The sequence below is a fragment of the Corynebacterium sp. SCR221107 genome, assembly GCF_027886475.1.
Classification (GTDB): Bacteria; Actinomycetota; Actinomycetes; order Mycobacteriales; family Mycobacteriaceae; genus Corynebacterium.
Genome location: NZ_CP115670.1, coordinates 579,458 through 601,058, shown reverse-complemented (window position 1 = coordinate 601,058; position 21,601 = coordinate 579,458). Strand labels below are relative to the sequence as shown.

Here is a 21,601-nt window from a genome sequence, read left to right as displayed (position 1 = left end):
TAGGCTCTCTGAGCCGCCAGCATTTGTGGGCACACCTCGGGCACTTCACTCCGATTCTTGCCGGAATTTCTGTCAAAAGTTCTATTGGAAGCAAGACCCAACTGTGTTTGAATGGTTAGCATGACCACTCCGCATAATGACCCTTTCAAAAGCAACCAGCCGTATAACCCATTCTCCACCCCTGATGCTATGCCTCAGCCCGCTAACCCGCTGGCACCACAAACGGGTTTCCCTGCGGGGTCTCCTGTCGGTTACCAGCACCCTGCTCTACCACCGGCGTATGTCGTATCGGTGGCGCCTAAGTCTAAGGTCCTCGCAGCGGTCCTCGCTTTCTTCTTTGGAAGCCTTGGTATCCACAACTTCTATCTTGGTTACAACGGAAGGGGCGCTGTACAGCTCACCCTTTTTGTCATTGGCCTTATTACATCATTACTGCTGATAGGTTTTTTCATTACCGCTGCCGTAGGTCTGTGGGCTTTCGTTGAATTCATCATGATCCTGATCGGCGCAGGCCAATACACCACCGACGCCCGGGGCGTCCTGCTTGACTAGGATTCTCCTTTTGTCCCAGGACCACTCCGCAGCGGCGGAATGAGCGCATTTCCCAACAGACCCGTTTCGGGTTGTAAGGAATTGCGCTCATTGAATTTCTGCCTCCCAAGACGATTAGGCAGAGGACTTAGTAATACCCACGGCTACCCATGACGTGCCTCTTTTCGGCTCATCCCCACAAGAACCCATGACCCCATCGGTGACCGTTGTCTCTAACTCAACCTCGAACTTCCTCCCGTCTGGGTGCATGACGGTCGTTCCTTCTACAGCTAGTTCGCCTATACGTACCGTCTCTCCTGCTTGAACTAATTGCTGCGCTACCGCAAGCTCGGCGACTTGCCCTTGGGGCGAATAAATTCCGCGCCCGCGCGCCCCCGGCAGAAACATCTCTCCACGCAGACTTGCCTCATACATAGCGATCGCTGCGGAGGTGTTGAGCCGCCCAAAAGAGTAGCTGTGCGGCATCAGAACCATCGACGGTGCAAAGCGATGCCCCTTCGTGTGTGAACATTCCCAGATCGGGGCATCGGGGAATGCTTCGGAAAGCGCCGCAGCCATTGGTCTGCCCTTGATCGCGCAGCAACGGTCGCGCTTGGAATGCGTGCACACGAGCAGCAATGGCTTCGTCTCCACGACCGCGCCCTTATCGGCGTTGCGACCAGGCCCAGCCAGGTCCAAGTCAAACAGCTCCTCGACGCTTGTCAATTCCAGACGTTCTGTTACCGCCTGCTCGCAAAATACGAGGTAACAAGTGTGCTTGTCCTTTTTCACATGCCCCTCGCGACCATGCTTGCGAATAAGATACATCCCACCCGGTAAGGCCTTGAGACGCTTGGTCAACTCAGGACCGAAGGTATCGCCGTCAAGGATGTCATGACTCCACGAACCCGGTTTTTCAAAGACGACGTACATGGCCCCCGGCTTGGAGGTCCCCGGCAGCGGCTCGCCAGCAACATCAGAACACAGCATGCTTGTCATGGTTGTTAGATTAACGCCCGTGACAGGTAAGTGCGTGCATTAGTTGTAGCACCTTCATTATGAAGTGGAACCACCGTGTTCCCCATACCGGTTCAAAAACCGTGTGGATTTCACGATACCCTGCAGTTTTTTTCTATGTTGTCTTTGTCTTCCAATTCTTTAAACCCTTTATCAACAGGAATGTTCAAGGCAGAGATCACAGCAGCAACTATCGCCATCTTGCCAATCGTACGTCCACGGCATCAGCACCGGGGAAGATTGTGGGTGCCGATAATGCTTACTCGCAGACTCGGAAAAGGTTCGTGTACACCGCTTTTGTTACCCACGTGTTCTCTCACTGCGTTGTCGGGTGCGAGCTGCCAGAGAATCGATACGTACTGAAGCTTAGCCACTGCAATCTCTCAACCAAGCGCTGGTGTGCTCGAAAGGGATAACGGGTCTGATTCACCACCGCGACCACAGTTGACAGACCATCTGCTCTGGGGCCGGTCTGCTCGTTCCAAGTCGCAGCATTCCCATCGCATTGCAGGAAGGCAGCCTATCCAGAAAGACACTTCGGGAATTGCGAGGGGCAACGCACCGGCAGATATCAGGACTCGACCCCCAGTTCTACAACTCGATACTTATTACAGCGGACCCGTGTAGCTAGACTCGGTCAAGTCCATGGAAGTGGTGTTTCTGCCTTTCGATTAAACAGGCTGGGTAACGGCTTCGGGGGCCCGCTCGAGCCTGAATTTTTTGCCGGTTCATGCGGCCTGCTCAGTGGGATCGCCAGCGTCGATGATGTTGGATGTGATCATCGCTTTGGTGTGCTCCAGGCTGGTGAGTGACATGTATCGGTTTTGTTGAATCCAGTCATCGTGGTGCTCAGCGAGTACGGCCCCAACCAGACGGACGACAGCGTCTCGGTTCGGGAAGATGCCGACGACATCGGTGCGCCGGCGGATCTCACGATTAAGCCTTTCAGTGGGATTGTTTGACCAGACTTTCTTCCACACTGCTTTCGGCGCGTTGGTAAACGCCAGCAGCTCATCAAGGGCTTCTTCCAGATAGTCGGCGACATGCGGGAACTTCTGCTGGCAAAACGTCACCACATCCTGCGCTTGGGCCCATACTGATTGTGCATCTGGCTGCTGGAATATCGTGTGGAACATCGCAGACAGTGTCGGCCACTGGGTTTTAGGCACCATTGCGGACAAGTTCTTTTAAGAAATGAGTTCGGCATCTCTGCCAGGACGCATTGGGAAGGACCTCCCCGATGGCGTGCTGGATGCCCAAATGGGCGTCACTGGTAACGAGGTAGACATCGTTGAGTCCGCGTGCTTTAAGGTCTCTGAAGAACCCGGTCCATGAGGCCACTGATTCGGCTGTAGCGACCTGCATGCCCAATAACTCCCGATAGCCTTCCGCGTTAACACCGGTGGCCAGTAGCACGGAGGTCTTAACGACTCGTCCGCCTTCGCGGACCTTCATGGTCAACGCATCGCAAGAGACGTAGAAATACGGGCCGGTATCTATTGGACAACGTACCCAAAGAAAGGACTAATCATGGCTGTCTACGAACTTCCAGATCTTGACTAGGCATTCGACGCTCTCGAACCACATATCTCCGCAGAGATCATGGAGCTGCACCACGACAAGCACCATGCAAATTACGTTGCTGGCGCCAATGCAGCCCTCGAGGCACTCGAGGCTGAGCGCAACGGTGAGGCCAACGCCGACCGCATCCGCGCTCTGTCCAAGAACCTAGCCTTCAACCTGGGTGGACATACCAACCACTCCATCTTCTGGAAGAACCTCTCCCCCAACGGCGGCGGCGAGCCCACCGGCGAGCTGGCTGAGGCCATCGACCGGGACTTCGGTTCTTTTGAGAAGTTTAAGGCTCACTTCTCCGCTGTAGCACTGGGCCTGCAGGGCTCCGGCTGAGCAGTACTCGGTTACGATCACATCGCTGGCCGCCTGCTCATTGAGCAGCTGACGGACCAGCAGGGCAACATCTCTGCGAACTTCACCCCGCTGCTCATGCTGGATATGTGGGAGCACGCCTTCTACCTCCAGTACAAGAACGTCAAGGCTGACTACGTCAAGGCCGTCTGGAACGTCTTCAACTGGGCTGATGTGGCAGAGCGCTTCGCCGCCGCCAGGAAGTAATTGCAGTAATTTCAGCTGAAGTAGCTTCATCACTATCGGTGTGGGGCGGGAACCGGATCTACCGGATTCCCGCCCCACACTTTTGTTATATGTGCAGCTTTCCGGATAGCGTGTGCCAAGACATTGCAGCTCAGCCATTTCTATTGACATATAGAAACTATTGAGGTGTAATACCTAGGTCATTTTCCGCTCTCCTAGAAAGCTCTATAGTGCCTAGAATCAGTAAGTCCTCTTGGAAGTTCTCCCGTGTATCACGCTCACAAACAGTGGTCGCGGGTATTTTGATAGTCGCCACCACTACACTTGGCGCACCCGCTGCATCGGCTTTAGGCCTTTCCAGTGGCAGTTCATCTTTAATCGGTTCAAGCTCTGTTCCGGGCGATGCCCAACACGCGGTCAACGAGGCGCAAATTGCTCAGATCCTAGAGAAGTACAATATTCCAGGTGCCCAAGTTGTACACCAAAAAGGCAGTGTGACCGATAGCTACGCTGTAGGAGTCGCCCGAAAAGACCTAGGAACTCCAGTGTCTGAAGACACTATGTTTCAAGCCGCATCCTTGACAAAGGTTGTCAGCACCTACGCTTTCCTCAAGCTCGTCGATGAGGGAAAACTCGACTTAGACACCCCCCTGTGGGATTACTATCAATCTCCTCGCATCGCGGGTAGTGCCGAAGCAAAGACCATCACTGCACGCATGGTTCTCAACCACACCACCGGGCTTCCCAACTGGGCTACCTCGCCCGGTGCCGAAGACTCAGCGCTCGTTCCGCAATGGACGCCAGGAACTAAGTTCGGTTACTCCGGAGATGCATTCTTCCTGCTGCAACAAGTAGTAGAGCACATGGAGAATAAAAACTTCTCAGACATACTCGACACCGAGGTATTCCGCCCCTTCAACATGGAACACTCTTCCTTAGTATTCCGTGAAGCAGATATCCCGCTCATGACTGTGGGTCATAATGAGAATGGCGAACCAGGCAAGCTGAGCGAGTACCGGCGAGGAAACGACGCTTATACCCTGCTTACCAGTGCAGATGACTACACTAAGTTCATCCAGCGGGCGATCATTTCTGGTGAGGGACTCTCGCCAGAAGTCCACCAGGAATGGCTTCAGGCTTCTTCCGACGCTAATCAGACTCCCCCCAGCCCAGCAGATCCGTTCATCTCGTGGGGATTGGGAATAGGACTCGAGGACAGCGATCTAGGCCCAGCAGTCTGGCATTGGGGAGATAACGGTTCTCGGCGGGCCTTCTTCATAGCTTTCCCCGAGAGAAAGGAATCTATTGCCATGTTCTGGAACAGCAGCAACGGGCAGAAGTCCGCAGAAGACCTACTGCAGCTCTTCCTTGGTAAGGGAGATTTCCATTCGACCGAATGGGTAAATGGAAATCCAGAGTAGTTTCTAGGAGACGAAGCCGCCGATGATGGCATCTCGCAGCTGGCGCACCGGCGGGGCATCGTCGGCTTTGCGCCAGATGAGGCCGAGCTCGCGATAGGCCGGGGGATCGAGCGGGATGAGGTTATCTACCTGTAGGTATGGGTCATCCAGTGGCAGCAAGGCGCAGCCTAATCCGGCAGAGACCAGTCCCGCCACGGTGGTCAGTTCCATCGACTCGAATACCAGCTTGGGGTTAAAGCCGGCGGAGGTGGCGAGGGCGTCGAGAAGCATTCGGGTACCATAGCCAGGCAACATGCCGATGAAGGCCTCCTCGGCAAAGTTCGCCAGCCGGGCATTGGCTTGGCCTGCCGCCCAGTGTCCGTCGGGCACCGCGAGGCCCAGGCGCTGCAGTTTTATCTGGTGCCAGCCCAGGGCGGAGTCGGCATCGACGGGCCGCGGGCCAACGAGGGCAATATCGGACTCCCCCGCCACCACGCGCTCCTGTAGCTCCCGGGCTGCGCCCTGGTGGAGGCGGATGTCCACGCGCGGATGAAGCTCGCGGTAGCTCTTGAGCAGATCGGGCACCATCCAGGTTCCCAGCGAGTGCATGAAATCGAGACGTACGGTTCCCAGCTCCGGATCCATGAGGCGGGAGACCGCGTCACGGGCGCGCTGCTGGGCAGCGAGCATAGCCTTCGCCGGCTCGAGGAAAGCCTGGCCGCGGGAGTTGGGAACGAGGCGGCGCCCGCTTCGCTCAAAGAGGGTGGCGCCGAGGTCCTTTTCAATGCGCTGCACCCGGCGGGTGAGCGCGGATTGCGATATCCCCAGCTCATCGGCCGCGGCCCCCACGAGGCCGACCTGCGCCACAGCGACCACGCCGCGGACATCCTCCAGGTTCATGGACACTCCTCAGTTAGATATTTCACTGAATTCATGCATATCGTGCATGAAGATTGTCGCTTTATTGCATTTTACACATGAGTGCGTGGGGGCAATGATGGTTCTATGACCAGAACCCGGCGCGCCACCATCGCGATGCTCTTTGTGGGACTAGCGATATTCTCCTGCCTCTATACCACGCAGGCCATGCTGCCCACGCTGGTAAAACAGCTGCACATGAGCTCCACGCAGGCGGCACTGACGGTGTCCGCGGCCACGGGGGCGCTGGCTCTGTGCGTGGTCCCGGCGTCGATCGCCTCCGAACGCTACGGGCGCGGGCGAGTGCTCATCATCTCCGCCATCGCCGCGACGGGCGTGGGCCTTATCGTGCCGCTGGCCCAGACGCCGCTGCAGCTCATTGTGCTGCGCGGGCTGCAGGGCGCGCTTCTGGCAGGGGCTCCGGCCACAGCGATGGCCTGGCTTTCTGAGGAGCTGGATTCCAAGCTCCTGCCGCGAGTCATGGGCATTTATATCGCCGGCACCTCCATCGGCGGCCTGAGCGGGCGCCTCATCCCCACAGGCGTCCTGGAATTCTCCACCTGGCGCTGGGCGCTCTTTGCCTCCGCGTGCGTATCGGCGCTCTTCGCCGTGGCCTGCATTCTCTTGCTCCCAGCCCAGCGCAATTTCCACCCCAAGGAGATTCACGTGCGCTCAGAATTGCGCGCGATCTTTGTCCACTGGCATGACCGGCGCCTCGCACCCCTTTTCATCGTGGCTTTCCTTTCCATGGGTGCCTTTGTCTCGCTCTACAACTTCCTCGGTTTCCGGCTCACCGAGCACTTCGGCCTCGCCCCCGCGCTGGCCGGATCGGTATTCTTATTCTACCTCACCGGCACCTGGGCCTCAGCGCGCGCGGGAAGGCTGGTGAGCCGCCACGGGCATGGAACAACCCTTCTGGCAGCGTGTGTTCTGCTCGCTGTGGGCATCGCCTGCTGCATGGGAGGCATCGTCCTCACGCTTATCGGCATCGTCGCGCTGACCGTAGGCTTCTTCGCCGCCCATTCCACGGCATCGGGGTGGGTGAGCCACCTGGCCACCCACGATCGCGCGGAGGCCTCGAGCATGTACGTCTTCTGCTATTACCTGGGCTCGTCCATCTTGGGCGCTGTGGCGGGCGTGCTTTTCGACGCCTTCTCCTGGACCGGCTTCATCCTCTCCTACACCGCGGTGGCTCTGGCGCTGTGCGTGCTCGCTCTGACGGTGCGCAAAGAGGCCTAGCCGCACTCAGTCCTAGCCGCGCAGGGACCTAATCCCCGGCGCGCCGCGATCCATCCACTCGCGCACCACGCGGGTGGCCTGCACGTCACCGGAGTTGTACTCCAGCAGCTTGGCACGGCTTTCTGAATCCCCGGCGAGCGCGGCGCGACGGGCATTGACGGATTCCTCGCCGTCGAAGTCCTCCTGTGCCCAGTGGAAGCCCGCCACGGGCGCGACCTGCTTGAGGCCGAGCCCCATGGTGCAGGCGAAGTTGCGCTTAACGTGCAGGAAGAGGTCCACCCACTCCTGAGAGCCGATGAACTCCTCGACCTGGGCGAGGCTGGGTGAGTCAAAGCGCTGCGCGGACATGCGCATCCAGTGGTTCTCACCGTGGGCAAAATAGCAGTAGGCGGCAAAAGTCTCGCCCTGCGCGTGGGCGCCCGCGCGGATGCCCATGAGCCAATCCCAGAAGCGGGAGAAGTTCTCCGCCTCTGCCTTGCCACCCAGCGGCTCCCAGGTGACGAAGGGATGGTACTCGCCCTCGTACCACGCACCCCATAGGTATGCGCCCTGGTCGAGGTAGGCTTCCATGTCCACGTCGACTTCTACATCAGCGCGTGGCACAGATACCTTTCCGCGCCGCAGCAGCGGGATGCCCTCTCGCCACGCGGCCGCGAGGGCAGAGGTATCTCCCAAGCCGGCATCGATAAGCATAGGAACGAATGACACCGTCTAAGTACGATAAGCGACATGACCAGAATGGTTATGCTAGGCACAAACCCCCCCACACATTCGACAAATGCATTAAAAGAAGATGTTATTCGTTTTTTGCATGTTACACTTGCACGCCTGCGATAACCGCCAAGCAATCACATCCTGTCGTTTACCGAAGCGTCCCTACCTTCTCAGGGATGGATAGTTTTTCTTTCCATGCATCCATCGCCCACTCGGCGAGAGCGCCTGACCACTATTCGACGATTCTTCGGCACATATTCAATGCGCTGCCACCTCGCATTCCGCAACCACTGTTCCCATCGGCTGCTATCAGTAGAGTCAGTACAACTAGTGCCCCTTGCCACATACTTTGTTAAGGTTTCGCAACGATTTAGCCCTATCGCATGAAATAGCTACCGTTGCCCATGAGAAAGAAGTTACGGTTGGGGCTATGAGTATTTCCCCTGTGACTTTCCGTAGGCTCATGCTTGTAAGCGTCACCGCTGGTGCACTCGTGCTGGCAGGCTGCGGCGACAGCCAGCCTGGCACACAGGGCAGCACCGCAACGCTTTCCGCACAGACCCAACAATCACCACAATCCGCGCAGACCTCCGCGGCTACCGCCAATCCAGGCCAAGCAGCATCACTGCTTTCTGAATCCGCCGGTTTGGCGCCACTCGGCGACGCATCGGCAGACAACAAGACACAAGCGCCTGCCGCAGGCTCCCAGCTCGTGGTCACCGGGATGCGCTATGGCAGTCATGACAGCTTCGAGCGCGTCGTGCTCGATCTCAGCGGTACTGGCAGCCCCGGCTGGTCCACGGAGTTGACGTCTACTCCCACCCGTGACGGCAGTGGGTTCCCCGTGGAGTACAAGGGAACGACAGCCCTCATGATCAATATCGAGGGCACCACCTACCCCTTCGAGCTGGGCATGGAGGATCCGGATTTGTCCCCCATTACCTCCACTGGCGGGGTGGTCACTGGAGTACAGTCGCTAGGTACGTTTGAGGGTCGTTCGGCTTTTGTCATCGGTCTTAATGGCTCCCACGCCTACTCGATTCAAACCCTGAATGATCCTTTACGCGTGGTCATCGATATCCGCAACGACTAGCAGTAACGATGAGACAGATAGACGAGTCCTAGTTCTGGTTCTATTCGAATTCTGCTTCCACTTCCCAGCGTCCCGCCCACAGCAGCAGCCATGCACGTGGGCGGTTTTGCTTATCGACGGCCACCACTTGCAGTCTGGCCACCGCCGCTTTGCCCTGCCACCATCCATCATCTACTGGCCAAGGCCCGGCCCACCCGATGACGTCGAATCGCTCGTGGTCGATCTCTGCGATCGCCGGATCGGCGTTCAAGACGGCTTCACTGGTGACGTACACCGTCATCCCACCCGCAGCCGCGGACGCGCGCAGATTAACCTTCGCGGCGCCATCGCCTAGCCGCGCGGGTAGCGGCGGTGGGATCTTGCCTAGCCAGCGTCCTCGCGCGCGTCGAGCCTGCACATCCACCGACTCCCCATAATCGATGAGGTCAATCCTCTCGCGTACCCCACGTCCCCCGACGACTACGGGAGTCTTGACTGCGCTGATCCCTAAACTCGACTGTACCCGCGCTATCACCCTCTGAGCCTCATCACTTGCCTGCGCACCCCAGAGGCTGCGTGCAGCCGGTTGTGCGCATTCGACGGGTTCGAGGCCGAGCTCATTGATGGCACCGACCCCTCCCGATGCCAGCCATGCATCCAGTTGCCACCGCACACGATCGGCCATCGCCTTCTCATCAAGTTGCGTCCGCGTATGCCAGGTGCGGGTAGCGGTAGCTTCATTACCACTAGCATGAACCCTCAACCGATAACAGACCAACCCCCGGGCTCTTAAAGTCTCATGCAACTGGCTGGCCAACGCACGGGCAATAAACGCAGCCTCGTCCACGCGGGTAATGGGATCCTCGGGGCGTATCCATACGCTGAAGTCCTCACCTTCGATCGGTGGGGCAACAAGTCGATCGTCATGCGCGCTGGCAATCTCATAACAGCGCATCCCTTCGTCACCGAAACGGGTGACGACAGTGTGCTTCGGGAGGTTGGCGAGATCCCCGAGCGTGCGCACGCCAAGATCATAAAGAGTATCGACGACCTCCGGTGCGCAGCCCAGCGCGACCTCGTGGCGCAGCATCACTAGTGGTAATGAAGCCAGGAATACAAGCGATTTTCCCTTCGGCACGATCTTTTGCTCCCGCGCGGCCAGCACCGCAGTAGGTATCTCGTCAGCAATGCCTACCAGACAATCGCTTCCCGCCCGGGCTACAGCATTAATGAGCTTTTCTGCGGCGCGATCCTCGCTGCCATAAAAGCGCGCGGCCGCTGCCGCGTTGAGCACGACTAATCCTGGCCGCAGAATCTCAATGCTCGGAACGACGTCGGCGAGATCTTCCACCAATCCTGTGAATGTGCGGGCATCGCGTTCTTCGTCTAAATCAACCGCCGCAACCTCCGCACACAGCGCTTGGGCTTGCCTGACACGCATGCCCCGCTTGATTCCTGCTGCGCGCGCTTCCGGATCGCAGACAACAACACGGAATCGGGAGGTAATCACCACTGGCCCTGGCCCGGCCTTGTTTTCAAGACGGGCGGCTTGCACCGGCCAGTCAGGAAACCACATGGCCAGCGTCCGCATGTCAGACTGCCCGTAGCCGCTGACGTGGTTGCGGTGGTTGCTTTCCGACGATCACCGCGCCCCTTCGCTCATGCCCTTTTGCTCGTACCTGCACCGCCAACTCCAGGCTGCGGATACGTCCTGTGCCGGCGCCAATTCCAGACACCGCGGCTAGGCGGGCCTCGACATAGGCGGCCGGCGATGGAACTTGTGTTCCAATCATGGCTAACGTGGCACGTCCGGCGCGCAGCTTGGCCAAGAGTGGACGGGCGCGGGTCGGAGAAAGGGCCAGCGCGGGCCCACGATAGACCACAAGATCTAAGCCTTCAACGAGAACGCTAACCGCCGCTAGTGGCTCAAGACCCGGGTCAGGCACGGCGACGACATGGTCTAAATTGCCACCGGTTTCGGCAACGGCAGCGTAACCAAACTCGGGCCATCCGACTACGCCTACGACGCCACCTTCACCGCTGACGTGGGCAATGACCTCCGACATGAGTAATGAACTGGCACTAAAGCTGTAGGCAACCCCACGAGCAAGCCCACCACCGGGCAGCAGCTTGGCCAATCCCACGGGCATGGCGATCTGTTTATCCACCGGCAAGGGAGCATGCTCGCTATCAAAACGGGCGAGCTTCGCGCGCAGGTGTGCGATCTGCTCCTCCCTACCGGGCGCCGGTTCAGCCACCCCAGCATTTCGAACATACGTTTGCATCATGCAAGCTATCTTAAGCACCGCCCCAGTAGCGGTCAACACCCCAGCGCAACCCACCTCGCCCCGGGTGTGGGGTTCTATACGTAATGACGCCGCCCCTACTGTTAGGTTAAAGCCATGAACGCGATCTACGAGTCCCGCATGCGCCAGACCCCCATCCCTACGCCTCTTATTGTCAGACTTGTTAGTTCTTTCCTCTTCGGGGTGGCGGTCGCCGTTCTCACCACATCCTTGGCCCGCGGTGTTCAGGTCACCATCATGGTCGCATGCCTAGCGGTGGGCATCATGATCATCTTCGCCCACCCGTATCGTCGTGAGATCCGCACCTTCCTCGAGACCCGCAACCTCGTCTACATGCCCAAGGTGGGTCAGATCGTTCCCTTGTTTTTGGTATGGCTCGCGCTCATGCTCGCGCCGGTGCTAGCGCCTGCGGCCGTCTGGGTCACGGTGGTGGTGTTCCTTGTCATTTTCGGCTGGATGTGGCTGGTATTCCCCCACATCGACGGCACCCGTTCGCTCGCTTTTATCGATTAGTGCGATGCGCACTGACGCTACGCCTATGCTTGCCGACGAGTAAGGCACCGACCGTAGGCGTCGGCAAGGGACCTGACCCCTTGATGGTGGACACGCTGAAACCAGCATGTCGCTGGGGAAGTGAGGTACCCTTCCACCATGCCACGCAAGACCTACACCGAGCAGTTCAAGCGTGACGCAGTGGCGTTGTACGAGTCGACTCCCGGAGCAACGATCAACGCGATCGCCTCCGAACTCGGAGTCAACCGCAACTCCCTGCGCACCTGGCTCGACTCCTTCGGCACCGGCACCAAAACCAATGCCAACGGCGAGAAAGTCGCCAGCCCCGTCGCCGCCGCCAACAGCGCACGCACCCCGGCTGAAGGACTCTCCGATACCGAGCGCATCCGCGTGTTGGAACGCGAAAACGCCAAACTCCGCGAGGAACGAGAAATCCTACGCAAGGCGGCTAAATATTTCGCGGAAGAGACGAATTGGTGAACCGCTTCCGATTTGTTGACGACCACCGAGACTTCTACGAGGTCAAGCGGTTATGCCAGGTCCTTAAAAATCAATCGGTCCTCGCACTACGCCTGGAAATCGGCTGCCCCTGCCCGCCAGCAACGCCTCGTCGCCGACGCGGTGCTGGGAGCGCAGATCAAGACCACCTTCAACGCCGAGAACGGCTGCTACGGGGCGAAACGTGTGACTGCGACTATCAACTCCAGCGACGGCAACTCCGCCGGCGGCGTTGTTGTGCAGCGGGTCAATCACAATCGCACGGCCCGGCTGATGCGGCAGATGGGCCTTTTAGGTTTCACCAGGAAACGCCGGGTGAAAACGACGACGTCGAGTAAACGGGCCCCGAGGTTTCCGGACCTGCTGCAACGCCGGTTCACTGCGGACAGGCCGAACGCGGTCTACGTCGGCGATATCACGTACCTGCCGATCGCGGACGGCTCGAATATGTACCTGGCCACCGTTATTGATTGCTATTCGCAGCAGTTGACCGGTTTCGCGATCGCCGACCGCATGCGCACCGAACTGGTCGAAGAAGCCCTGACGATGGCCCGGAAGGTACGAGGAGACCTGAATGGGGCGATTTTCCACTCGGATCACGGCAGTGTTTATACCTCTGATCAGTACCGGAGACTATGCGTGCGCTTCGGTGTCACCCAGTCGATGGGCGCGATCGGGACGAGTGCGGACAACTCGTTGGCGGAGTCGTTCAACGCCTCGCTGAAGCGGGAAGTCCTGCAGGATGAGTCTGTTTTCGCTAGTCAGTTGGCCTGCCGCCGGGATGTGTTTCGGTGGTGCACGCGGTACAACACCAAACGATTGCATTCATAGTGCGGTTACCGCTCACCGAACGCCTTCGAAGCCGCCGGGTTAGCTACACTGACTATCGCATCTTGATGAAATCCCCGTGTCCACTTTCCGGGGTTCGGGCCTGGAAGAGCTTCCTGCCGCAGGCTGGATAGCTGCAGGTGAACCTCGGGGGACGCACACGTGCAGACGAGTGGGAAACCCCACGACGGGCAGATCCACCAGCCGACGGAAGATGTGGTCACGCTTGGTCCCGGGCCGGGAGCATTCAGGACAGGCGTCGCTGACCGCCACAGGTGCGGCATCGATGATGGTGATGCTTCCGGCGTCAGTGGCACCGGTGATCGTCAATCCGATTTCCGCGGTACGGCAGATGGTGTCGGCGACGAGGTTGCCAGTAGGCTGCACAGTAGGGTCCTGGTTCGGTCAGATGATGGTGTGGTAACCCTCATCTGACCGAACCAGGACCCTATATGTTGTACCCCCCGAACCCCACCCCGTGGTCAGCTACGCATTCCAAATCGTGAAGAGCCGGATTAGCTACACTTACTATCGCATCTTGATTAAATCCCCGTGTCCACTTTCCGGGGTTCAGACCCAAGCAACAAATTCGTACGACGCATACATCGTCCCAGCAATGCATAAAACGAATACTCCTGACTCACATACACCACATACGCACCGTGTGGCGATACAGGGTCAGCGCTGCAAAAAGACGGAAAGCTAATCAAGATCGCGGGAGACCGCCCACCGCGTGAGCGCATGTCGGTTGGACTGCTGGGTCTTGCGCAAAATATTCGACGCATGCGTCTCGACGGTCTTGACCGAAATAAACAACGCTTGGGCTATCTCTTTATACGTGTATCCGCGAGCCAGTAGCTTCAGTACCTCTAGTTCGCGGCGAGTCAGCGCATCGACGATAGGATCCGACACAGGCGCACCGCGATCGACGGCGGCGTCGCGTACCGGATCCTCAACCACACCCGCTCCCGCCTCATGATCAGGACGAGCAAAGGCATCGAGCACAAAACCTGCCAGGCGCGGACTAAAAACAGCATCCCCGGTATGCACCCGCGTAATCGCCTCCACCAGCTCAGGACCGGAGATCGACTTGGTGACATACCCGCGCGCACCCGCACGAATAACGGAAATGACGTCTTCTGCGGCATCAGAGACTGATAAAGCTAGAAAACGCGGCGTGGCACTAACCGCACGCTGGACGGCAACGCCACCCCCATCGGGCATATGGACGTCGAGAAGCACCACATCCGGACATGTCGCATCGATACCGGCAACCGCGTCGGCAACGGTACCCGCCTCGCCGACGATTGCCACCTGCCCGCCAATCTCGGCTTTGACGCCGGCACGAAAAACAGAGTGGTCATCGACGAGAAAAACGGTAATCGGTTCGCTCATGACTCCTATTGTTGCACGCGCCGAAGGCCGACGAGCCGATTGCTGCGCCACGCCGCGAGCACCCCGCCACGCCCCGCACCCCAGTCCACCCCACTGCACCTTATTCGGACCTACTGGTCTGTGACCGGCATGACGATGGCAACTTCCACGCCCTGACCTGGGGTAGAGGTAATCGTGGCCGTCCCACCCGCGCGGTGCACCCGGCCCAGAATGGAATCGCGCACCCCATGACGATCGGCCGGAATCGCCTCCTGGTCAAAGCCGGTCCCGCGGTCGCGCACAAACACCTCGAAGCCGCCAAGCGTCTCCGCGTACACGTCGACCGTACCTACCCCTGCGTGCTTGGCCGCATTGACCATCGCTTCCCGGGCAGCCAAAACCGCGGCTTGCAAAGAATCGCTGATAGGAAGATCTTCGCCCACGGTCACCGGTGCGATGCGCACGCCAAAAGTGTCTTCAACCTCCCCGCACGCGCGGTTGAGGGCGGCGAAAACGGTGGTGTCCTCAACAGGTGCGAACAGCCATTGGCGCAGCTCGCGCTCTTGGCCGCGGGCGAGCCGGCGCACCTCGGCGGGGTCATCGGCCCTTTTTTGAATAATCGCCAGCGTCTGCAGCACGGAATCGTGCAGGCGGTTGGCAATCTCGGCGCGCTCGTCGGCAAGCAATTTCTGCTCGCGCTCGAAGGTCATCCGCGACCACACGCGCAGCCCGAACGGAATCCCCAGCGCAGCCACCCCCACCAGGGTAAGCAGCACTGCCGCCACAGCAAGGCCGAAGCTTTCCCCATCACCCCACTGCGCGATGGTCAGCACCACCCCGGACAACACGAGGATCCCGCCCGCGCCGATCGCGATCACGGTGCGCGGTTGACTATGCGTAGCGTCAGTACCACTACGATCCACCGCCCTGTCATACGACAGCCACGCCAACCCCGCCCCCACGGCCGTGATCGCCAACGCCGCCACAATCCCGCCGGAAAGCCCCGCGACGAAACCGCCGATCGCGGCCGCACCGAGCCCGGCCAACGCCACGAGGAGATAATTGAAGGAGCGACTCATGCGCGCCGGGGACGCCTCGTGGTGGTCTTCCGCCGGAGTGATGATCCATAGACCGATATAGAAATACAGGCCGAGCCCACCTAGCAGCGCCAGTGCCACGAGCGCCACGCGCACCCGATCCACCGGGATGCGCAGGTGTGCGGCAAGCCCGCTGGCAACGCCTGCAAGCACCGCCCCATCTTTGCGGCGCACGTAGCGCGGGTAGGCTGCTTCGAGATTCATATCCCCCATCATTTCATCCCGCCCCGCACCCTGACATCAGGGCTTGCCCTGATTTTCGACAGCACGCACAGCACCGTTACCCATATTCTGCCGGCACGTGGCGCTGCCGCCTTTCGCTTAACGACGCCCGCAGCGCCGCACGTCCCACCCACGCTACCTCTCAGCCACACACCCGCTTCCTGCGCTGACCACCTTGTGGCGCCGACAACGGCCTAGCGGAGCCAAAAATCAGGGGCATCCCCGATGGTTTTCTATTGGTAATGACGGCAACAATAGACCTATGACAACCCCACCGAACCCCGAGCCAGATTCCGTTCCGACGCCCCGGGCTTCGGCGACACCGTTGTCGATAGACACCCTAAAAGACATATGGGCCACCCGCCCAGTGCGCCTTCCTTCCTCCCAGGGGGGCAACGCAAAGATCGAAGGGGTCGCCGAGGGCATCGGTGTGCGATATCGCATCGATCCGACGATCGTCCGCGTTGCCTTCGTGGTAGGTGCCGTGGCCGGCGGCGGGCTGGTCCCCTACCTTGTGGCCATTCTCCTCATGCCGCGTTTTTCCGTCCCCCAATCGCCAGGCGAGCTTGTCTTTAGCGACATCGATCCGGCCTCACCTCAAGCAAAGACGCTGAAAAAGGAACGAAACATAGGCTGGTTGCTAGCGGTAGCGATCGTTTTATTCGGTGGGCTTGGCGTGGCAGGTGAAGGCGTACTCAGCGTCTCGGTCGTGCTTGGTTTATTCGCGATCGCTTGGTTTGGGTTGTATCAGCGCACCCCTCAAGCCCCGGCTGGCTTGCTCCAGCCCCCGACCCACTATGGGCAACGTCCACACGCTAGTGCCGGGACGGCTACCAACCCCTGTGCCCTTGACGCCGATGACTCCACGGGGGCCTCCCGCAACGAGCACACCGCCCCGACTTCGCCTTCCCAGCCGCAGGTGGACTTGAGCGCGTACCTGCCAGCTGAGGGCTTTGCTAGTCCGTTCCAGCTACCTACCCCGCCTGCGTGGGATCCCCTGGGGGCAGCGCCGTCGCTGTGGTATCTGCCGGAGCCGCCGAAGGCCGTCGTCAAGCAGAAGCGAAGCTGGCGTTGGCTGTGGTGGATCGGCGTGCCCGCGGCCGCTTCGGTCGCGGTCCTGCTGGCCCTCGCGGGCGCGAATGTCGACGGTGAGACTACGCCGGCGGTCGGCGACCAGCATCAAGTCATCACCGACGAGTCCCAGCTTGAGCCGAGCTACCACACCGATGTCGGCGATATCACTCTCGATCTGGCCGAGCTTGACTCTCTTAGCCAGGATCGCAGCGTAGTAGTGACTAATACTGTCGGCAATATTTATGTCACCTTGCCAGAGACGGTGGCCGTCAAGCTCTCCTGCGACACCGCAGCAGGCGAGGTCGACTGCGTTCCCACGACACACACAACCGGCCCCGTTCTAATCATCGACGCACGTGGCAGCGTTGGCGATGTTGTGGTCAAGCCCTAAAAGACACCCTCGCGCCAGACACCCCGGGCATGGAACCTCCTCGCATGAGCGTGTGTGAGAAATACTGTATTTCATACGGTGATCAACGAAAAGCCCAATGAGGTCATCACAACGCTAGTCAACAACGCGCCGCCATTACCTTCGCTGACATTGTATCCGTTTGCTTGTGCTTTTCGACGTTTCGCGCATCGAACGGGGTTGCGGCACAACTTTCCCTCACGGTTGCCCCATCATCACGCATGAAAGGGTGCGTGTCGATGTGGCACGCAGAACCGGACACATGGGGTTTACCATAGCCTTTGGTTTCTATCGGTCTACAGGTATAAATTAAAGCCGTGAGAGCGCCGGGCATACGCCACGGGTAGAGCACGGCGATCCCAAAGTAGTTCTCGGGAATTCACTCAGGTCTACCCAGGCCGGTTCCCCGCTTCGCCTCCCATCGGAAAGGGAAGTCACCATGGCAATCCTCACCACACCGCACACCGCCTCCGGCCCTACCCCAGGCGGCGACAACGGCACCTCCCACCAATCCAAGCTCAAGCAGGGCACCCTCGGCACGGTACTCATTACCAGCTTGGGCGTGTCTTTCGTGATCTCCGGCGACTTTGCCGGCTGGCAGTTCGGGCTTGCCGACGGCGGCTGGGGCGGCATGTCCATCGCGCTCGGCATCGTCACCGTTTTGTATTTGACCATGTGTATGTCGCTGGCCGAGCTGTCCTCCGCGCTGCCCAGTGCCGGCGGCGGATATCGCTTCGCTACCACGGCCTTCGGCCCACTCGGAGGCTTCATCACCGCCGCAGCCATCGTGCTGGAATATGTCATCGCACCGGCGGCCATCGCCACCTTCATCGGATCCTATGTCGAATCCCTCAATCTCTTCGGGCTCACCAGCGGCTGGCCGTTGTACCTTGCCTGCTACATCATCTTCGTCGCCATCCACTTAGCGGGCGCGGGCGAGGCCTTAAAGCTCATGCTTGGCATCACCGGTATCGCGGTTTTCGCACTGATCGCCTACACGCTGGTCATGGTCCCGCACTTTGAGGCCGCCAACCTCACCACTGGCGTCGGGCTGTTCCCGAACGGAGCCACCAGCGTGTGGGCGGCGATCCCCTTTGCTATCTGGTTCTACCTTGCCGTCGAAGGTGTGCCCATGGCCGCCGAGGAGGCCCGTGATCCGCACCGCACCATCCCACGATCAATTTTGGGGTCGATGTTCATCCTCATGCTTGCGGCCGGGACCATGCTCGTGGTGGGCCCAGGTGCCGCAGGGGTGGCCGTTTTCGCCGAGTCCGGCAACCCACTGGTCAGTGGGCTTGAGGCTGTCGGTGCCAACCCGACGTTTGTCACCCTCATCAACGTCGCCGCCCTCATCGGCCTGGTCGCCTCCTTCTTCTCGATCATGTACGGCTACTCCCGACTGATCTACTCCCTGTCCAACGACAATGTCTTGCCGCCGGCACTATCGAGGGTCAACGGTCGCGGCGTGCCCACCTACGCGCTGGTCATCCCGGCCGCCATCGGCTTCACGCTCACCTTGTTCATCGACGGCGACACCCTCATGAGCGTGGCCGTCTTTGGCGCCGTCATTTCTTACGCTTTGATGATGGCCAGCCACATCAAGCTGCGCATCACCAACCCCGATCTGCCGCGCCCCTACAAGACCCCCGGCGGCATCATCACCTCCGGCGTCGCTTTCGTGCTCGCTTGTGGCGCAATCGTGTCGGCCTTCGTCTCCAACTTCGCCGTCGGCTCCGTCTCCTCGCTGGTGCTGGTCGCGATGACGATCGTCTACGTCTACGTGCCAACGACAAAGAAAACGCCAGCCACCGACGGCCCTGGTGGCGTCGTTAAGCCCGCCTACGACACCTACGACGCTGACATGTAAGTGAGATCCGTACCGACAGTACTGAAAGCCCACCTAGTTCGACACTAGAAAGAATCACGACGCATCATGGTCTACGTTCAACGCCTTGCCGGGCATACCTACCAATTCGCCTCCCTCAACGACGTCCTTGCCAAGGCATCCCCCGCCCGCTCCGGCGACGTGTTATCAGGCGCAGCTGCCGCCACCGCGCAGGAGCGCGCTGCAGCACGCTGGGTGCTTGCCGACGTGCCCCTGGCGGACTTCCTCGAACACCCCGCCATGCCCTATGAGACCGATTCGGTCACCCGAGTCATCCTCGACGACCTCAACCTCGAGGCCTTTGATATCGTGTCGAGGCTTACCGTCGGCGAGTTCCGGGAGTGGTTGCTTGCGACGTGCTACCGGAAGTCGGCAAGCCTCGACCTCGCGTCAATCGCCAAGGGGCTGACCCCGGAGATGGTGGCGGCCGTATCCAAACTCATGAGCAACGGCGAATTGATCGCAGTCGCACACACTATACGTAACGTCACCGCGTTTAGATCCACTATCGGCCTGCCCGGAACGCTTGCTACCCGCCTCCAGCCCAACCACCCCACCGATGACCCCATCGGTGTCGCAGCCTCCATCGCCGACGGGCTACTCATGGGCTCCGGCGACGCCGTGATCGGCATCAACCCAGCCACCGACATCCCCTCGCGCGTTGACACCCTGCTCCAGCTCATCGACGAGGTCCGCCAGCGCTACGAGGTACCCACACAGTCCTGCGTCCTTACTCACGTCACCACCACCATCGGGCTCATCGAGCACGGCTCACCGGTCGATTTGGTATTCCAATCCATTGCCGGAACCGAAGGCACGAACGACAGCTTCGGAGTGACCCCGGCGATCCTCGATGAGGCCTACGAGGCCGCCCTCTCGCTGCGCCGCGGCACGGTGGGGGATAACTGCATGTACTTTGAGACCGGGCAGGGCTCGGCCCTGTCTGCGGCGGCACACCTCGACGGCGACGGGCGTCCCGTAGACCAGCAAACCCTCGAGGCCCGCGCCTATGGCCTAGCGCGACGCTACAACCCCCTGCTGGTCAACACCGTGGTCGGCTTCATCGGACCCGAATACCTCTACGACGGCAAGCAGATCATCCGCGCCGGACTCGAGGACCTCTTCTGCGGCAAGCTCCTCGGCCTGCCGATGGGTGTCGACGTCTGCTACACCAACCACGCCGAAGCAGATTCCGACGACATGGACACGCTGCTACACCTGCTCATCCAGGCCGGAGCCAGCTTCGTGATCTGCGTACCGGGCGCCGACGACATCATGCTCGGATACCAGTCACTGAGCTACCACGACGTGGCCTTGGCCCGCTCGGTTACCGGCCAGCGCTTCGCTCCGGAGTTCGAGGCGTGGCTGAGCTCGCGGGAGCTCATCGACGAGTCGCGCACCCTGCAGTCCACGAATTCACTAGAAATCGACAGCCTACTTCAAATCGGTGGTGGAAGCTATGTCTAGCAGTACCGTCATTACCACTAGTACCACCGCCCCCTCGGCGGCTTCTTCCCACACCACGGACCCCTCCGTTGGGACGGCCGCGGAGAAGCTGCGGGCCGCAACCCCGGCGCGCGTGGGACTCGGGCGCGTAGGCGCCGCTATTCCCACGAAGGCTCGGCTCGATTTTCTCAGCGCACACGCCGGCGCCCGCGACGCCGTTCATACTGGCCTTGACGTGGAAGGATTGGTTGCGGATTTGCGCGCGGTGGGCGTCGGCACGCATGCGCTCGTCAGGTCGCAGGCTGCAACCAGGCAAGACTACCTATTACGCCCCGACCTAGGCCGATTGCCGCAGGCGTTGCCCGATTTATCGGAGCATGCAGGACACATCGGCATCGTGCTTGCCGACGGCCTGTCCCCCACCGCCGTAGCCGAGCACGGGCCCCAGATGTATGCGGCACTCGCGGACGCCCTACCGGAGTACGAATTGGCGGCACCGGTGATCGCAACACAGGCGCGGGTAGCCCTCGGCGATCACATCGGCCACGCCGCCGGGTGGGACGTGACCTTGGTGCTCATCGGTGAACGCCCCGGACTCTCGGTTCCAAGCTCGCTCGGCATCTACTCCACGTGGCGCACCACGCCGGGGACCACCGATGAGGCACGCAATTGCATTTCCAATATTCACCCGCCAGAAGGCATGGGGTATGCAGAAGCTGCCAGCCTTGCTGCGTATTATGTTCGCGAATACTACGCGCACCGCCGCTCCGGCTTCATGATCAAGGCGGCCGAGCAGTCCGGGAACCAGGCACTTGGACAACCAACCGAAACTGGGCACTCGGCAGGAACACCTGCCTGACCGCTAGAGTTGCCGCCAGTCTACGGTCTGTGTGCGCAGCCCGCACTGCGTGAAACCCCCGAACGATCGGCCCTGTAAGTACACATA

General features: G+C 60.0%; 15 protein-coding genes and 5 pseudogenes. 11 read left to right on the top strand and 9 right to left on the bottom strand.

The window, feature by feature from the left end:
- The first annotated feature begins 120 nt into the window (after positions 1-120).
- Entirely contained in the window at positions 121-552 is a 432-nt protein-coding gene (locus PAB09_RS02840; protein ID WP_271034572.1) for a TM2 domain-containing protein, read from the top strand.
- 114 nt (positions 553-666) lie between these two features.
- On the opposite strand, the gene PAB09_RS02835 is transcribed toward PAB09_RS02840, so the two are convergent.
- On the bottom strand, positions 667-1,530 hold the full coding sequence (locus PAB09_RS02835) for a sucrase ferredoxin (RefSeq protein ID WP_271034571.1): 864 nt from the start codon (positions 1,528-1,530) through the stop codon (positions 667-669).
- Between the two features lie 746 nt (positions 1,531-2,276).
- A pseudogene (locus PAB09_RS02830) lies at positions 2,277-3,051 on the bottom strand (IS256 family transposase); the annotation flags it as partial.
- Between the two features lie 84 nt (positions 3,052-3,135).
- Here PAB09_RS02830 and PAB09_RS02825 point away from each other — a divergent pair.
- Positions 3,136-3,681: pseudogene (locus PAB09_RS02825) on the top strand (superoxide dismutase).
- A gap of 209 nt (positions 3,682-3,890) precedes the next feature.
- Positions 3,891-5,081: a serine hydrolase domain-containing protein gene (locus PAB09_RS02820; protein ID WP_271034570.1), complete on the top strand. Its 1,191-nt coding sequence runs from the start codon at positions 3,891-3,893 to the stop codon at positions 5,079-5,081.
- A 3-nt stretch (positions 5,082-5,084) separates the two neighbouring features.
- Here the strand turns inward: PAB09_RS02820 and PAB09_RS02815 are convergent, their stop codons facing one another.
- Positions 5,085-5,960, bottom strand: a complete 876-nt coding sequence (locus PAB09_RS02815) for a LysR family transcriptional regulator (RefSeq protein WP_271034569.1) — start codon at positions 5,958-5,960, stop codon at positions 5,085-5,087.
- Between the two features lie 105 nt (positions 5,961-6,065).
- Here PAB09_RS02815 and PAB09_RS02810 point away from each other — a divergent pair, with 105 nt between their 5' ends.
- Positions 6,066-7,217 carry an MFS transporter gene (locus PAB09_RS02810; protein ID WP_271034568.1) on the top strand — a complete coding sequence of 384 codons (1,152 nt, stop codon included), beginning with the start codon at positions 6,066-6,068 and terminating at the stop codon, positions 7,215-7,217.
- Positions 7,218-7,229: 12 nt separating this feature from the next.
- Here PAB09_RS02810 and PAB09_RS02805 read toward each other — a convergent pair.
- Positions 7,230-7,916, bottom strand: a pseudogene (locus tag PAB09_RS02805) (TM0106 family RecB-like putative nuclease); the annotation flags it as partial.
- Positions 7,917-8,361: 445 nt separating this feature from the next.
- Here PAB09_RS02805 and PAB09_RS02800 point away from each other — a divergent pair.
- Positions 8,362-9,024 (top strand): AMIN-like domain-containing (lipo)protein, encoded by a 663-nt coding sequence (locus PAB09_RS02800; protein ID WP_271034567.1) that lies wholly within the window; start codon positions 8,362-8,364, stop codon positions 9,022-9,024.
- Between the two features lie 40 nt (positions 9,025-9,064).
- Here the strand turns inward: PAB09_RS02800 and PAB09_RS02795 are convergent, their stop codons facing one another.
- Positions 9,065-10,579, bottom strand: coding sequence for a Y-family DNA polymerase (locus PAB09_RS02795; protein WP_442873732.1), 1,515 nt, complete (start codon positions 10,577-10,579; stop codon positions 9,065-9,067).
- A 16-nt stretch (positions 10,580-10,595) separates the two neighbouring features.
- On the bottom strand, positions 10,596-11,291 hold the full coding sequence (locus PAB09_RS02790; RefSeq protein ID WP_271034565.1) for a hypothetical protein: 696 nt from the start codon (positions 11,289-11,291) through the stop codon (positions 10,596-10,598).
- 114 nt (positions 11,292-11,405) lie between these two features.
- On the opposite strand from PAB09_RS02790, the gene PAB09_RS02785 reads away from it, so the two are divergent.
- Complete coding sequence (locus PAB09_RS02785; RefSeq protein WP_271034564.1) at positions 11,406-11,822, top strand: hypothetical protein; 417 nt, start codon at positions 11,406-11,408, stop codon at positions 11,820-11,822.
- Between the two features lie 138 nt (positions 11,823-11,960).
- Positions 11,961-13,217 (top strand): annotated as a pseudogene (locus PAB09_RS02780) (IS3 family transposase).
- Between the two features lie 34 nt (positions 13,218-13,251).
- On the opposite strand, the pseudogene PAB09_RS13295 reads toward PAB09_RS02780, so the two are convergent.
- The 3 genes and pseudogenes from PAB09_RS13295 to PAB09_RS02770 all read right to left on the bottom strand — a co-directional run.
- Positions 13,252-13,535, bottom strand: a pseudogene (locus tag PAB09_RS13295) (transposase family protein); the annotation flags it as partial.
- A gap of 315 nt (positions 13,536-13,850) precedes the next feature.
- Positions 13,851-14,531 carry a LuxR C-terminal-related transcriptional regulator gene (locus PAB09_RS02775; RefSeq protein WP_271035247.1) on the bottom strand — a complete coding sequence of 227 codons (681 nt, stop codon included), beginning with the start codon at positions 14,529-14,531 and terminating at the stop codon, positions 13,851-13,853.
- 122 nt (positions 14,532-14,653) lie between these two features.
- A complete protein-coding gene (locus PAB09_RS02770) occupies positions 14,654-15,823 on the bottom strand; it encodes an ATP-binding protein (RefSeq protein ID WP_271034563.1) in 1,170 nt (389 codons plus the stop codon).
- A gap of 280 nt (positions 15,824-16,103) precedes the next feature.
- On the opposite strand from PAB09_RS02770, the gene PAB09_RS02765 reads away from it, so the two are divergent.
- The 4 genes from PAB09_RS02765 (at position 16,104) to eutC (ending at position 21,514) form a co-directional block, all read left to right on the top strand.
- Positions 16,104-17,306 (top strand): PspC domain-containing protein, encoded by a 1,203-nt coding sequence (locus PAB09_RS02765; protein WP_271034562.1) that lies wholly within the window; start codon positions 16,104-16,106, stop codon positions 17,304-17,306.
- Positions 17,307-17,763: 457 nt separating this feature from the next.
- Entirely contained in the window at positions 17,764-19,191 is a 1,428-nt protein-coding gene (gene eat / locus PAB09_RS02760; protein ID WP_271034561.1) for an ethanolamine permease, read from the top strand.
- A gap of 66 nt (positions 19,192-19,257) precedes the next feature.
- Positions 19,258-20,676, top strand: a complete 1,419-nt coding sequence (locus PAB09_RS02755) for an ethanolamine ammonia-lyase subunit EutB (RefSeq protein WP_271034560.1) — start codon at positions 19,258-19,260, stop codon at positions 20,674-20,676.
- On the top strand, positions 20,669-21,514 hold the full coding sequence (gene eutC, locus PAB09_RS02750; protein ID WP_271034559.1) for an ethanolamine ammonia-lyase subunit EutC: 846 nt from the start codon (positions 20,669-20,671) through the stop codon (positions 21,512-21,514). The genes PAB09_RS02755 and eutC overlap by 8 nt, the downstream gene beginning before the upstream one ends.
- Positions 21,515-21,601: the final 87 nt, after the last annotated feature.

Excerpts from the sequence above, each read along its gene's own strand:
- PAB09_RS02840 (WP_271034572.1), top strand. The coding sequence starts at position 121 with ATGACCACTCCGCATAATGACCCTTTCAAAAGCAACCAGCCGTATAAC.
- PAB09_RS02835 (WP_271034571.1), bottom strand. The coding sequence starts at position 1,530 with ATGACAAGCATGCTGTGTTCTGATGTTGCTGGCGAGCCGCTGCCGGGG.
- PAB09_RS02815 (WP_271034569.1), bottom strand. The coding sequence starts at position 5,960 with ATGAACCTGGAGGATGTCCGCGGCGTGGTCGCTGTGGCGCAGGTCGGC.
- PAB09_RS02810 (WP_271034568.1), top strand. The coding sequence starts at position 6,066 with ATGACCAGAACCCGGCGCGCCACCATCGCGATGCTCTTTGTGGGACTA.
- PAB09_RS02800 (WP_271034567.1), top strand. The coding sequence starts at position 8,362 with ATGAGTATTTCCCCTGTGACTTTCCGTAGGCTCATGCTTGTAAGCGTC.
- PAB09_RS02795 (WP_442873732.1), bottom strand. The coding sequence starts at position 10,579 with ATGTGGTTTCCTGACTGGCCGGTGCAAGCCGCCCGTCTTGAAAACAAG.
- PAB09_RS02790 (WP_271034565.1), bottom strand. The coding sequence starts at position 11,291 with ATGATGCAAACGTATGTTCGAAATGCTGGGGTGGCTGAACCGGCGCCC.
- PAB09_RS02785 (WP_271034564.1), top strand. The coding sequence starts at position 11,406 with ATGAACGCGATCTACGAGTCCCGCATGCGCCAGACCCCCATCCCTACG.
- PAB09_RS02770 (WP_271034563.1), bottom strand. The coding sequence starts at position 15,823 with ATGAATCTCGAAGCAGCCTACCCGCGCTACGTGCGCCGCAAAGATGGG.
- PAB09_RS02765 (WP_271034562.1), top strand. The coding sequence starts at position 16,104 with ATGACAACCCCACCGAACCCCGAGCCAGATTCCGTTCCGACGCCCCGG.
- eat (WP_271034561.1), top strand. The coding sequence starts at position 17,764 with ATGGCAATCCTCACCACACCGCACACCGCCTCCGGCCCTACCCCAGGC.
- PAB09_RS02755 (WP_271034560.1), top strand. The coding sequence starts at position 19,258 with ATGGTCTACGTTCAACGCCTTGCCGGGCATACCTACCAATTCGCCTCC.
- eutC (WP_271034559.1), top strand. The coding sequence starts at position 20,669 with ATGTCTAGCAGTACCGTCATTACCACTAGTACCACCGCCCCCTCGGCG.